Source organism: Agrobacterium sp. SORGH_AS 787, from assembly GCF_030819035.1.
Taxonomy (GTDB): Bacteria; Pseudomonadota; Alphaproteobacteria; order Rhizobiales; family Rhizobiaceae; genus Agrobacterium; species Agrobacterium larrymoorei_B.
Map to the genome: position 1 here is coordinate 1,457,172 of NZ_JAUTBG010000002.1, position 14,255 is coordinate 1,471,426.

The following is a 14,255-nucleotide window of genomic DNA, read 5'->3' on the forward strand; positions in this document are numbered from 1 at the left end:
CTATGAAGTTCAAAAAGCGCAACAAGACCGTCACGACGGCCGATGCCGCCAGGCAATTTGATCGTTGGCTGACAGGCGGCCTGATCGGGGTGGCCGCAGCGGCAGCGGCGCTGCCTTGGTATGTCTTCCTCAACCCGGAGAAATTCGGCATGAGCGGTCGCGGTTGGGAGGCTTTGATGAATGTCCCGCAACGCGGCGGTGGTGGTGGGGATGCGGTTATGCCGCATAATGATAATTCCGTCGCTACCAGCCAGTCCAAAGATGCTATCGTCGACAACGTCATAACCGCGACGGTCCCTGCGAACGACAAGAATGTCAACTCAGACGGTCCAATGCCCCAACAGCCCTTCCCGGGTGGGGCAAACTTCAAGCTGCTGCATGTCTCAAACGGACGGGCACTGATCGAGGACAAGTCCGGCATGTTCCTGGTTCAGATCGGGTCGGTCCTGCCGGACGAAAGCAAGCTTCTCTCCATGACCAAGGTGGACGGACGGTGGAAGATCGTGACCTCGGCCGGCGAGCTCTACTCGGAGTAAATCCGCGGTGTGATGTCAAGCGAGGCCTGATCCAGTCCAGTTGAACTCAGTCCATCATCATGCCTTTAAGAAGAGCAAGCCCCGTTGCTCGACGCCAGACACGAAAATGGCCGCTTCTTTCGAAGCGGCCATTTTCGTATTTGGAACCTATCCACTTAACAGGAAACGATCGAGGTATTACCGTTCGAGAAAGGGGCCGTCGCGCTTCGGGAGTGCCGGAACATCGAAATGATCCGGTTCGGCTCCCTGCTTTGCGCGCTCGACCATCATCTCATAGGCAGTTTCGAGGTGACGGCAGAAGCGCTCGGCATCGAAGAGCGGTGTGACGAAGCGGTTCGCGTCGATGCGGTCGCGGATTTCTTTCAGACGATCCGGATTTTGCGCGTAGAACACGGCCTGCCGCACATAGTCTTTGTCGTCTTCTGCCACGAGTTCCGGCGTGCCGATAGCGTTCAGCAGGCTCTCGCTGACGCGGGAAGCGAAATTCGTTCCTTTGACGGTAAGCACCGGCAGTCCTGCCCAAAGCTGCTCGGACGTCGTCGTATGGCCGTTGACCGGGAAGGTGTCGAGACCGAGATCCGCTGCGGTGATGCGATTGAGGTGAAGTTCGTAATCGAGCTTGCCTGTGATGAAGACACGCCGCGAGTGAATGCCTTTGGCGTTGAATTTCTTCAGGATGTTGGCTGAGCTGTAAGGGCTGCTCTGCATGATCCAGATCACGCTGTTTGGCGTCTTTTTCAAGATCTCGCACCACATGTCCATGACCTTGGGTGTGATCTTGCGGTTGGCATTGAAGGACGCGAAAACGAACGCGTCCTCAGGCAGACCGACTTGCGCGCGGGTGACTTTTTGCGCGAGTGGGCGGTTGACTGAGTCGTTCGGCTGGTAGCATTCCGGCAACCGAACGAACTTTTCATAGTAAAAGGGCTTAGAACTGTCCTGGAGGACGTAGGGGTCTCCGATCGCATAATCGAGATCGACATTGACCGTCGAGCCGGGAAAGCCGATCCAGGCGACCTGGATAGGAGCTGCGCCGAGGTTTAGGATGGATGTACGGTTGTTGGCAGTATGACCCTTCAGATCGACCAATATGTCAATATTGCGCGCCCTGATTTCATCGCAGGCCTCTTCGTCACTCATGTCGTAGATCGTGACAACATCACCCCATTGGCTGCGATCGGCCTCGTTCATCTGAAGATGAACGGGATCGGTATGGCAGAATAGGGTGATTTCGAAACGGTCACGGTCGTGTAACTCCAGTACGCGGCGGATCAGTTTCATGGTCGCGTGTATATCAAAGAAGTCTGACGACATGTATCCGATCCGGATCTTGTCACCCCACATATGTGGCAGGGCTCGCCGCCGCGCTGTCATTTCAGGTGTGAAGAACGGCGTATTACTGCGCGCGAGTTGGTTGAGGTGCTCGTCGCCCGTCCAGTGGAGGTTGAAGAACGTTCCGTCATCGGCGACGAAAGACGTATCGCCCGATGCGATTGCTGCATCGATAATGGGTTGGTGGATCTCTATATTGTCGAACCTGCTGTTTTCCCGGCTGAAGACAAGAAACATCAGACGCACTGCATTTTCGCGCGGCAGTCTCGAGAGCAGCACGCGCGCCGTTTCGAGGTCGCTCGGATCGAAGACATCCCATGTGGTGATCGCTATGCGTGCGCCCAACAGGATGTGATCGATATTATCGCTCTTCATCAGGATGTTTTTCAACGTCCGGGCAATGCGGTTCTCGCCACGCTCGAGCAGCAGCTTTCCGACGATGAAAGCGATATCGGGATGCTTGTGAAAGCGGTTGATGAGCTTGTTGGAGAGCGCGAGTGCCTTGTCGTTCTGCTTGCACTCGTAGAAAAGCTTGATGCTGTTCACCAGATGCGCTTCCGCGTCCATTCCGCCCTGCTGATAAGCAAGCTCGTATGCAGTAGCGGCTTGGTCGGGTAGGCCGACCTGCCGCAGCGTTCTTGCAAGCAGCGCGTAGGTTCGCGCATCTTTCTTGGCATCGATTAACTCGTTCAATGCGGCCAGTGCTTCGGTGTATCTGCCTGCCTTGAAGTGTTTCGAGGCTACCGAGTAGCTGATTTCATTTAACATCGACCTGTCGCATCCTTTTGCTCGCCATATCCCCGTGTGGTCACGTCGGCTGGGGCTATAGAAAATTCATCCGAGCCTATCGGATGAACCTTGCTCGAAGCGGGATGTTTCAGCTCTTTGTTCAGTCCCTCCGGGTGTTAACCGAATGTTAACTTTAAGCTCGGGAACGATAGATTCGACCGGTCAAATTAAGAAGTTGGAAATGCTTGGCAGGCATTTTCATCCTCACGTGACGGGTTTGGTTTCCCTACAAGAACGGAACCGAGTGGCATGAAGCCGAACCGTTTACGCCGGTGGAATCCGGCATGTCCCTCCCAAAGTATCTCGTAAAAAGGGGCAATCATGTCTAGCATCAACTTCAATTCCAGCGCCACAACCGCTCTTCAGAACCTACGTAACGTCAACGGCAACTTGGCAAAGTCGCAGAACGTCATCTCCTCAGGCCTGAGGGTATCTAAGGCGTCGGATAACGCAGCATACTGGTCGATCGCCACGACCATGAAGTCTGACAACAAGGCTCTGAACGCTGCAACCGACTCACTCGGCATCGGTGCCGCCAAGGTCGACACGGCCTATGCCGCGATGGACAGCGCCAAGGATGTCGTCAACGAACTCAAGGCCAAGCTGACGACTGCAAGCGAAAGCTCCGTCGACAAGACCCAGGTTCAGCTTGAAATTGGCAAGCTGCAGGAGCAGTTGTCTTCCATCGGCCAGTCGGCTTCGTTCAACGGTGAAAACTGGGTGGTCAAGGCAGCCGGCTCCAGCACGACAGTTGTAGACGGCTTCATTCGCAACAGCGACGGCACGGTCAAGATCACCACGGCATCCTACGAAGCCGGAAGCTACGCGATGTTCTCGTCCGTCTCGGGTGGCGTGGGTACGGGTGGTGTTCTTGGTTCGGTGATGTCGATCAGCCTCAGCGCCACGACAACCCAGGGCCAGATCGACACTTATATGACGACCGTTGAAACAGCTCTGAAGAAGTTGACGAAGGGTGCAGCCGCTCTCGGCGCGCTTTCCAAGCGTATCGATCTTCAGGATCAGTTCTCAAGCAAGATCTCCGACGCGCAGAAGGCTGGCATCAGCCGCCTGGTAGATGCGAACATGGAAGAAGAGTCCGCCAAGCTTTCTGCATTGCAGACGCAGCAGCAGTTGGCCGTTCAGTCTCTCTCAATCGCTAACTCCAGCTCGCAGAGCATCCTGTCGCTGTTCCGTTAATCCTGTTCTAAATAAAGTATTAATGAGGCTGGGCCGGAAGGCTCAGCCTTTTTTGTTCGTTAATCTCAGTTAAAAAAGCACTATTAATTTTCTTTGAAATTTTACTCAATTTTAATTAAATATTATTTGTTGCTTAACCTTAATATAGTTAGATAAGCCTATCAAAACGACTGCTGAAGGTCTGGTTAATACTTTCTGCGGGCATGATGCCATATGTCGTTTTCCGGTAGGAGCGGAATGTCCCTTTTAATATCTCGTGCCATAGGGGCAGTTTTACTATGACCAGCATTCTGACGAACACATCCGCTATGTCTGCACTGCAGGCTCTTCGCAACGTTAACAGCAATCTCTCCACGACTCAGAACGCCGTCTCCAGTGGCCTGAAAGTTGGCAAGGCGGCCGACAACGTCGCTTATTGGTCGATTTCCACGACCATGAAATCGGACAACAAGGCCCTGTCGGCGGCGACTGATGCGCTGGGTGTCGGCGCTGCGAAGGTCGATACGGCCTATGCCGCGATGGACAGCGCTAAGGATGTCGTCAACGAAATCAAGGCCAAGCTGACGACCGCAAGCGAAAGCTCCGTCGACAAGACCCAGGTTCAGCTTGAAATTGGCAAGCTGCAGGAACAGTTGTCTTCCATCGGCCAGTCGGCTTCGTTCAGCGGTGAAAACTGGGTAGTCAAGGCAGCCGGCTCCAGCACGACAGTTGTAGACGGCTTCATTCGCAACAGCGACGGCACGGTCAAGATCACCACGGCGTCCTACGAAGCCGGAAGTTACGCGATGTTCTCGGCCATCTCGGGTGGCGTGGGTACGGGTGGCGTTCTGGGTTCGGTGATGTCGATCAGCCTCAGTGCCACGACGACCCAGGGCCAGATCGACACTTATATGACGACCGTTGAAACAGCTCTAAAGAAGCTGACGAAGGGTGCAGCTGCGGTTGGTGCTCTCTCCAAGCGTATCGAAATGCAGGACACCTTCTCCAAGCAACTGAGCGACGCGCAGAAGTCTGGTATCAGCCGCCTGGTAGATGCGAACATGGAAGAAGAGTCCGCCAAGCTTTCTGCATTGCAGACGCAGCAGCAGTTGGCCGTTCAGTCTCTCTCAATCGCTAACTCCAGCTCGCAGCAGCTTCTCTCGCTCTTCCGCGGCTAAGCCTAGTTCAAAGCCATTCGACGCCGCGCTTTCGCGCGGCAACGACCTTGAGGCCGGTACATCGCAAGCGATGTACCGGCCTTCTGCATTTCTAGAACTCTCCGGTAATTGAAAATATCTCGAGATGACCTGACATGTGGCGAATATGACTCGGGTTCCTGAGCCGATAAGCAACTTCGCCCGCTTGACAGTGTTGCGCGCCGCATACCCTCTCCTGTGTCCAGAGCATTATCCGGTGTTCTACAGATGTCTCGATAAGGAAGGTTATCAGACTTGTTTTTCAGACGATCACCGCAACAAGTGCTGGTCTCCACCCGGTCTCAAAAATTGGTCTATACTGCGGGCAAAGAGCAAGAAGCTGAACAGCTCGTACCTCGTTGACAGCTATGCCTCCATCAGTGATTTTTAACACTAAAGCGAGGCCTAAGAGCGTTGATATATCCGAGCACCAAGACCATGTTCCTTTGGTTTCTTTCTAAAATAAAAAATGTATAAATATCAATAACTTGGTTGATGATGGGAGCGTTAGGACATTAACGCCTCGTTCACCGAGGTAAAAACTTTCCTGCACTTAAACCTTTGTTAACCATAACAATGTTTTCTGTGGCCATCGAAACAGCACGCCGAACCATTCATTCGGTAAGCATGAAGCTGCCCGCTGCGTTTCCCGGTACGACCGGAATGTCCCTTCTTATACCTAGGCCAAAGGGGCTAATGAGATGACCAGTATTTTGACCAACACCTCTGCAATGTCCGCATTGCAGTCACTTCGCAACGTCAACAACAGCCTTTCGAGCACCCAGGAGCGCGTGTCATCGGGCTATCGCGTTGCAAAGGCATCAGACAACGTTGCCTACTGGTCGATCTCCACGACCATGCGGTCCGACAACAAAGCCCTCAACGCTGCTGCCGATGCTCTGGGCGTTGGTGCAGCGAAGGTAGACACGGCTTACGCTGCGATGGACAGCGCCAAGGATGTTGTCAATGAAATTAAGGCCAAGCTCTCGACGGCAAGTGAAAGCTCAGTAGACAAGACACAGGTTCAGCTGGAAATCACCAAGCTGCAGCAACAGCTGTCTTCGATCGCTCAGTCTGCATCCTTCAACGGTGAAAACTGGGTCGTCAAGGCCGCCGGTTCCAGCTCGTCTGTCGTTGACGGCTTCATCCGCAACAGCGACGGCACGGTCAAGATCACCACGGCGTCCTACGAAGCCGGCAGCTATGCGATGTTCTCGGCAATCGCCACTGCAACGGGCATTGGTACCGGCGGCATTCTTGGATCTGTGATGAATATCAAGCTCACATCGACGACGAGCCAGACCAACATCGACTCTTATCTGGACACCGTTGAAACTGCGCTGAAGAAAATGGTGAAGGGTGCTGCCGCCGTCGGCGCTCTGAAGACCCGCATCGACATGCAGGACAGCTTCTCCAAGAAGCTCAGCGATGCCCAGAAATCCGGTATCAGCCGCTTGGTAGATGCCAACATGGAAGAAGAATCCGCGAAGCTTTCTGCGCTGCAGACGCAGCAACAGTTGGCCGTCCAGTCTCTCTCCATCGCAAATTCCGGCTCGCAGCAGCTGCTCTCGCTCTTCCGCCAGTAGGATTTGGACAGATCATAAAGCAAAAGGCCGCGTTTTTCCAAAGACGCGGCCTTCTTCATTAAGGCGTCCTTCGATCCATTAAGCGATCTCCAGCCTCACGCAAGCTTGACCATGGTTTCTTCGTGTATTTGGTGTCGCGGTGATTCGCAGAGTTTGATAAACGCGGTGTCCGGCTTTTCAGCCTCTTCATGAAGAGAGGCGCATTCGCCAGAAATGGCATGTACTCCACTCTTCTTGAGACGAATGGCATGACCAAGATTCTTTCCTCGAGCTATGTGCAGAGCGCACTACAGACGCTTCTCTTCAGCGCGGACAATCTGCAAAAAACGCAGCTGCGGGCAAGCTCCGGTCTCAAAGTCGCGGAAGCCGCAGACAATGCCGGATACTGGTCGACCTCGCAGAAGCTGAAATCCGAGGGTAAGGTTTTGACCAGCGTCGGAGATGCGCTGACCCTGGGTGCGGCGAAAGTAGACACGACCTATGAAAGCGTATCGTCGACGATTGAGCTTCTCGACAAGATAAAAACGCAGCTGACGACTGCCAAGGAGTCCAGCGCCGATCGCGATGCGATCAATGCATCCCTTTCTTCGCTCAAAAGCAATCTTGAGTCAGTCGCCAAGTCGGCAAGCTTTTCGGGAGACAATTGGCTATACAACAACAATGAGCAGCTGATGGAAAGCAAATCCATCCCTTATTCCTATGAAAAAGGAACGGATGGAGCTATTACACTGCAGTATCTCACCATCAGAACTTCCGAGACGACCTTAGTCGATACGAGCGATCCCCGGCGTGGTATACTCACAAGTGCTGTCGACGCTGCCCCGCTCAATCCCCAAGGGACAGCGACCCCAAGAGATTATTACCTTTTGCACATTGATGGCACGACGGCACCGGCGGGTGCTGAGATTAAGGTCTCGGCTGATACAACGCAAGAGCAGCTCGACGACATGATCTCTGTTGTCAGTGACCTCTCTCGAAAAGTGCAGGGACTGGGAAGTTCGCTCGGCACAATGTCCCGCCGGATCAATCAACAAACCTCCTTCGTCAAGGGTATGGGCGATTCTCTCGACCTAAGCGTCAGTCGTCTCGTTGATGCTGACATGACGGAGGAGTCCACAAAGCTTGCCGCCTACAAATCTCAACGAGAGCTAGCGGTGGAAATGGTGTCCATGGCCAATAGCTTCCGCAGGAGTCTCAACGATCTCTTCGGCTAACGGCGGATAGGTTCATCCTCGCACAAGTTTGGCTCTTTACTCTCCGTTTCTGAAAAGCTGCCCTCTCCAGTTCTCCCGCAGGACAGACGATGCAGCTGCGAACACCTTGCGCGAATAAACGCGGTAAGGCTTCTCGGATTGAAAAGACAGATGTCATGTCTGTCGCCAGGTGCGTCGATGAGTGCAGCGCTGACAAAATACTTGAAGGATTTCAGCCAGTTCGTGCCGGTTGAAGAACCCGTGGCGATCGATTTCGAGATGCCGGCGGTGACCTTCGAGAATGAATGGGCGTCAGCTCCCGAGCCTTTGGTCGATTTCGAGGAGGAGAAGCGGAAGGCGTTCGAGGATGGTGAGCAATCTGCAAGACAGAGCCTCCAAGAGAACCATCAGGCCGAACTCGACGCCTTGAAGCTGCGCCATGAGGAGGAGCTGGAGGCCCAACGTGTCCGGTTTGAGGAAGAAATCGCCGGTCACCTCGCGACCTCGGTCATCACCATGAAGCAGGTGATGAATGAGCACGTCGAGGCCGCTTGTCTCAAGGTTCTCAGCCAGTTTGTCGAACATGAGCTCGCACAGAAGACGGCGGCCGAACTTTCGGCGCAGGTCCGTCGCGAGATACAGGATGGCTATGCTGGCACGGTCAAGATCAGCGGGCCGGAGGAACTGCTTTCCAAGATGCGTAGGGAACTGGAGGGGGTTGATCACCCCATCGACTACGAGATGTCGGACGACATCGATATTCAGGTTCACATGGATAATTCAATTTTAATGACGAGATTGTCGGAGTTCTTCCAAGGCTTGAGGGGCTTGTCTGATGAGTGAGAGCGAAAATCACCATCACGGCAAGAATGAAATCATCATCGTCAAGCGGCACAAGGGTGGGCATGACGGTGCGCATGGGGGTGCCTGGAAGATCGCCTTTGCCGACTTCATGACTGCGATGATGGCCTTCTTCCTCGTCATGTGGCTCGTCAACGCGTCCAACGAAAAGACGACAGCCTCGGTCGCCAGCTATTTCAATCCGATCAAGTTGACGGACGAGCAGCCTGCCGAACGTGGATTGAAGCAGCCTGCCAAGAAAGAGCGAGGGGAGGAGACCAGCGCGAAATCCGACACCAAGACGACCAAGTCGACGGAGGGCAGCGCTGCCGCAAGCGGCGAGGACTCGACCACGACGTCTGGCCAGAATGTTAATTTCTCCGAAACCGCCTTCTTCGAAAATCCCTATGCGGTTCTCGCGGAGATTGCCCAGGAGGTCGGGCAGCAGGCCAATGTCAGCGCCAAGGGTGAGGGTGGCGCAAGCGAGTCCGGTCCCTCGACCGGCGCATCCGGCGGCGAAGCTTATCGCGATCCCTTCGATCCGGATTTCTGGAGCAAGCAGATCGACACCGCTCAGCAGAACCCTGCTGTTGTGGTCCAGGACACAAAGCTTCCGGAAAAGGAGCAGAAACCTGAAAGCGTGAAGCAAACGCCACCCAAGGAGGATGTTGCGGGCATCATCGGCGACCCGAACGATCTCGGAACGCCCCCCGACCCCAAAGCGGCCAAGGTTGAGCAGGTTGCGGCGGACGATCTGGATGCGGAAGCGGAGAAGCCAACCGAAGTCGCAATGGCTATTCCGGTCCCCAGTCCAAAGCCCAATCAGGTTTCCGGCAAACAATCGGCAAAACAGGATGCGCAGACGAAGCAAGACGCTGAAAGCGAACCCGCCACGCCCGTCAAGGTATCGCAAACCAGTGAAAAGGCCGCTGACGCATTGCGAGCGGAGATCTCGCAGGAGGTCTCCGGCGTGGCTGGCAAGCTTGCCGAGGGCATCGTTGTGACCCCTGCCGAAGGCGGCACGCTGATTACCATCTCGGAAAAGGCGAGCAGTGCGATGTTCAGCGTCGGCTCCGCGGTCCCCCAGCGCGATCTGGTCCTGGCAATGGGAAAGATCGGCGAGGTTCTCAGCAAGCAAAAGGGTGCTGTCGTCATTCGCGGCCATACCGATGGCAGAGCCTATAATAGCGGTGGCAAAGACAACTGGACACTGTCGATGGATCGCGCCCATGCGGCCTATTACATGCTGGTGCGCGGCGGACTGGATGAAGGGCGGATCAAGCAGCTCTCCGGTTTTGCCGACCGTCGCTTGCAAAGCACGGATGACCCGATGAACGGCGCGAACCGCCGTATCGAGATATTGCTCGAGGACGGTTGAGGCCAGCGGATGATGAGAGCCACTCATATTGCTGGATTGTTGATGGGGGTATCCTGGCTTCTGGCGGCTGGCCAGGGCCAGGCCCAGAGCGACCTGCCGCCCGCCAAGATCTTGCGGTCGCTGCAGTTCGTGCAGGATTCCGTCGTCATGGGCGACCATTCCGCGCGCGACATGCAAAAATTTCTGCTGGGGACTTTCGACACCACGTTACGGACGTCGGACATGTCGGTGTTCTCCGACGCGAAGAATGCCGATGCGGCGCTGATCTACATCATGAGCGGCGGCAATCCCGCGACACTCAACTACCTCGTGGCCAAGGACGTGCAGGGATACTTCGATTCCCGTGTGGTCAATGTCTTGCAAAAATATCTCAGCGGCCGTGGCGGTCTGGTGGATAAGGTCGTTTCCGATCTGATCCCAGAATATCGTAACAACCGCCTGGGCCCTTACCTCATGCTGATTGCGGGCAACATCGCCTATACGAGAGATGCGGCTGCAGCACTGCCATTCTTCGATGATGCTCGGTTGAGCGCACCGGGTACGATTATCGAGGAGGCGGCGCTGCGCCGTTCCATCATGGCGACGATGCAGTTGAAGCAGCCTCAAAAGGGAATGCTCTACGCCCGAAAATACGCAGTCCGGTTTCTGCACTCACCCTATGCATCGCAGTTTGCCGATCTCTTTGTCAGCCTTGCCGTCGATAGCTTTGGCCCCGTGACAACGAAGGACATTGGTGAGATCGCCGAGTTGATGGATCCGGAGAGGGCTCAGGAAATCTATCTGCGCATCGCCCGACAGGCATCCTTGCAAGGTAAGACCGAGCTTGCCCAGTTCGCGGCGGAGAAAGCCAACAGAATTGCAGAGGACACGGGTGACACGACCCGCGAGCCTCTCTCTAAGCTCTATTCGGGACTGACCGACATATCGGGACAGGATGTTCTTGGCGCACAGAAAAAGCTGGCAAGCATACCGGAAGCGGAACTGTCGCCGCGCGATCTGGCGCTGCGCGATGCGGCAAATACCATTGCGAAGCAGATCATGCAGCCGGCCGCTCTCCCGGCCGCGCCGCCTGCTTCGAGTGGCAGCAGTCCCGCGGCTAGAGGTGTTGAAGACGCTCCAGCACATGCTGGTCAGACCGAGGAGGCTGCATCCCATGCAGCCGATGCCGCACCATTGAAGACATTTTTCGATAAGAACCGCGCTCGATTGAACGAGATCGACTCCATGCTGAAGCAGGAAGGGGGATAACATGAACGTCCTGAGCAACTTGGTGCCGAGCCATACCGAGGCCGTAAAGGTTACAAACAGTCGGGACCGTGGCGGATCGTCCAAGCAAGGCGCATCCGGCTTCTCCGACGCGCTCGGCGCCGCGGGCGATCGCAACGGCCGGCAACCTGCGCCAGCAAACAATGCCAACGCCAGGTCCAAGGCGCAAGATAGCGATAGGGCCCAGAGCACATCGTCAAGCACTGTGTCGACCGACACCAAGCAAACCTTACGCGACCGGCCTGCGAGTAAGCCTCAGGATGATGCGCCAACCCGTGCCGCAAACGCTGACGGTAAGCAACCAGCCGCTAAGGACGATGTCACCGATGAAGCGTCGGAAAGCAAACCTTCGCTTCTTTTGAAGCTTGTCGACCCGAGCCTGAGCGTTCAGACCGCGCCGGTGACGCCTGCGGCGCAGGAAGCGCCGGCGGTGGTCGAAGAGCCTGCAGCTTCGCTCGCAGATCTGGTGAAATTCATCGAGACGCTGACCAAGGCGACAAACACGACCGAAGGGCCGGTTGAGGGCGATAAAGGCGATAAGTCTGCAGACGAGACTGATGTGACCGACGTTCCGAGCACGAGTGCCGACCTTATGTCGCTTCTCGCCGCCACGAACATGCCGAAAGAGCAGCCGGTAACGCCAGCGCACGCTGATGCAAAGGCAAAGCCGACCGATGGCGCAACTCTGCTTCCTGTGGGTCCATCATCAGGTGACGATCAGGCCTTGCCCGCGACAGTGGTAAGGCTCGCCAAGGCGGATGCTCCGGCGATCGATCTTCACATTGCATCGCATGAGGATGGATCGTTGAAGGTCGATGCATCGCTGTCGTCGGCTCCAAACGTTGACGTGGTGCAGGTACTCGATAGCAGACGTTATCTCGCTCTTGCTCCAACCTCAAACGCCGCCAACGTCACAGCGTTGATGGCATCCGACCCGGATTGGGCAACGGCAATGGCGGCCAAGACCAGTGGAGCGCCTCTGGTGACCACCACTGGGCAGGTCGTTCACACGCTGAAGATCCAAATGAGCCCTGTCGAACTCGGTCATGTGACGGCCGCCATGAAGCTGGTGGGTGATGAGCTGAGTGTCCACCTGACCGCCCATACGCTGAAAGGCTATGCGGAACTGCAGAAAGACAGTTCCGCCATCCTGGATGCTTTGAAGTCGCAAGGCTTCAGCATGGATCAGGTAACAGTCTCGCTTTCTTCCGCATCCGACCGTCAGGACAACACAAGCAACAACCGCCAGCCGAACGATCTAAACCAGCAAGGTGCGCAGCAAGGCGGCCAGCGTGGCAACGAGGATCGATCGCAGGAGCAGTTCTATCGGCAGACGCGCCCCAACGCGCCCGAAGAGGTCAATGGCAATGATATTTCGGCTCAGCCTGAAACACTTCCTCGCGATACCAGCGCTCGTCCTGACCACGTCTACCTGTGAGGCCTCCCAGCCCGTAGCTGCGGTGGAGTGTGAGCAGCAGATCCATGATGCCGCAGGCCAATATAACATTCCGGAAGGAATATTATATTCGGTGGGTCTGACGGAAACCGGACGCAAGGGTTCGCTCAGCCCCTACGCGATCAACATCGAAGGCAAGGCTTTTTTTCCTGAAAGCAGGATGGAAGCCTATCGTCTGGTGGAGGAGGCGCGGGCACGTGGTGCGAAGTTGATCGATGTCGGATGCATGCAGATCAACGTCTATTTTCACGGCGCCGAGTTCAGATCGATCGGCGAAATGTTCGAGCCTGCGAAGAATGTGGCCTATGCTGCGCGCTTCCTAAAGCAGCTCCACGATCGGCATGAGACCTGGACGATGGCAGTCGCAAGGTACCATGCCGGCCCCAATAATGACCCCGCGCAACAGCGCTATGTCTGCCGTGTCATCAGTAATCTGGTCGCAACAGGCTATGGTCAGTGGACCGTCAACGCCCGTAAATTTTGCCAGGCTTAACCAATCTTAAGTTGCATGTGTTGACTCCGTTTTTGCCCATTTTTGAAATGCGGCAAGAATGGGCCAAATTCATTGAGTCAATCCCCCTATTATCTTCCACATGTTTATCCCAGGAAAAAATATCCCATTTTTGGTAAGCACATACTAGATATAGTCCAAATCGGCACAATATAGTTAATCAACTATTAATAATTACCTGTATTTTCCTGTAATTGTTAGAGATTCCCCCGATTCGTACACCCTAGGACGTAGGTGAGCTACACTGATTCGGAGGCGGACGAATGATCGTGGTAGTTGATGAGCGCAAGCTCGTTAAAGAAGGGTATACAGCCCTGTTTGGACGAGAGGGGATACCCTCGACTGGATTTGATCCAGCAGAATTTGGCGAATGGGTAAACACCGCAGCGGATTCAGACATCGCTGCGATTGAAGCATTTTTAATTGGTCAGGCTGATACAACGCATGAACTGCCAAGAACGATCCGTGATCGTTCGCAGGCCCCTGTCATTGCGGTCAGCGATCAGCATTCCCTCGATGCAACACTTGCATTGTTCGATTGTGGCGTCGACGATGTCGTGCGCAAGCCTGTACATCCCCGTGAGATCTTGGCACGAGCAGCAGCCATTCGCCGCAGGCTCAACGTCATCACGCAGTTTACCGATGTTGGACCAATCCGGGTTTTCTCCGATGGTCGTGATCCGGAAGTGAATGGCGAAGTGTTCCCGCTTCCGCGTCGTGAGCGGCGCATTCTGGAATATTTAATCGCCAACCGCGGTCGCCGCGTTTCCAAGGCGCAGATCTTCAACGCGATCTACGGCATCTTCGACGAGGAAGTCGAAGAGAACGTGGTCGAAAGCCACATCAGCAAGCTTCGCAAAAAGCTTCGCAAGAAGCTTGGCTTCGATCCAATCGACTCGAAGCGGTTCCTCGGTTACTGCATCGACTGGTCCTGAACGTCATCGCGGGTTCGGGAAGCCCGCGATATTTGTTTATTAATTTCAGCACCCTCATTCC

Annotated in this window: 12 protein-coding genes; 11 read left to right on the top strand and 1 reads right to left on the bottom strand. The window is 55.2% G+C overall.

From position 1 onward, the window contains the following. Positions 1 to 2: 2 nt before the first annotated feature. Positions 3 to 536 (top strand): flagellar protein, encoded by a 534-nt coding sequence (locus tag QE435_RS16230; protein WP_349042002.1) that lies wholly within the window; start codon positions 3 to 5, stop codon positions 534 to 536. Between the two features lie 177 nt (positions 537 to 713). On the opposite strand, the gene QE435_RS16235 is transcribed toward QE435_RS16230, so the two are convergent. Further along, positions 714 to 2,636 (bottom strand): glycosyl transferase, encoded by a 1,923-nt coding sequence (locus QE435_RS16235; RefSeq protein WP_349042003.1) that lies wholly within the window; start codon positions 2,634 to 2,636, stop codon positions 714 to 716. Positions 2,637 to 2,978: 342 nt separating this feature from the next. Between QE435_RS16235 and QE435_RS16240 the strand changes: the two genes are divergently transcribed. From QE435_RS16240 to QE435_RS16285, 10 genes are all read left to right on the top strand, one after another. Further along, entirely contained in the window at positions 2,979 to 3,854 is an 876-nt protein-coding gene (locus QE435_RS16240) for a flagellin (RefSeq protein WP_349042004.1), read from the top strand. Positions 3,855 to 4,132: 278 nt separating this feature from the next. Continuing rightward, entirely contained in the window at positions 4,133 to 5,011 is an 879-nt protein-coding gene (locus tag QE435_RS16245) for a flagellin (protein ID WP_349042005.1), read from the top strand. A gap of 719 nt (positions 5,012 to 5,730) precedes the next feature. Beyond that, entirely contained in the window at positions 5,731 to 6,615 is an 885-nt protein-coding gene (locus QE435_RS16250; protein ID WP_349042006.1) for a flagellin, read from the top strand. A 248-nt stretch (positions 6,616 to 6,863) separates the two neighbouring features. Further along, positions 6,864 to 7,829 carry a flagellin gene (locus QE435_RS16255; RefSeq protein WP_349042007.1) on the top strand — a complete coding sequence of 322 codons (966 nt, stop codon included), beginning with the start codon at positions 6,864 to 6,866 and terminating at the stop codon, positions 7,827 to 7,829. A 177-nt stretch (positions 7,830 to 8,006) separates the two neighbouring features. Beyond that, entirely contained in the window at positions 8,007 to 8,651 is a 645-nt protein-coding gene (locus tag QE435_RS16260) for a hypothetical protein (RefSeq protein WP_349042008.1), read from the top strand. Beyond that, entirely contained in the window at positions 8,644 to 10,026 is a 1,383-nt protein-coding gene (locus QE435_RS16265) for a MotB family protein (RefSeq protein ID WP_349042009.1), read from the top strand. Before QE435_RS16260 ends, QE435_RS16265 begins: the two co-directional genes overlap by 8 nt. A 42-nt stretch (positions 10,027 to 10,068) precedes the next feature. Then, positions 10,069 to 11,274 (top strand): chemotaxis protein, encoded by a 1,206-nt coding sequence (locus QE435_RS16270; protein ID WP_349042010.1) that lies wholly within the window; start codon positions 10,069 to 10,071, stop codon positions 11,272 to 11,274. Between the two features lies 1 nt (position 11,275). Next, complete coding sequence (locus QE435_RS16275) at positions 11,276 to 12,730, top strand: flagellar hook-length control protein FliK (RefSeq protein WP_349042011.1); 1,455 nt, start codon at positions 11,276 to 11,278, stop codon at positions 12,728 to 12,730. After that, positions 12,654 to 13,241, top strand: a complete 588-nt coding sequence (locus tag QE435_RS16280; protein ID WP_306931034.1) for a transglycosylase SLT domain-containing protein — start codon at positions 12,654 to 12,656, stop codon at positions 13,239 to 13,241. Before QE435_RS16275 ends, QE435_RS16280 begins: the two co-directional genes overlap by 77 nt. A gap of 281 nt (positions 13,242 to 13,522) precedes the next feature. Continuing rightward, complete coding sequence (locus tag QE435_RS16285; protein WP_349042012.1) at positions 13,523 to 14,194, top strand: winged helix-turn-helix domain-containing protein; 672 nt, start codon at positions 13,523 to 13,525, stop codon at positions 14,192 to 14,194. Positions 14,195 to 14,255 lie beyond the last annotated feature (61 nt).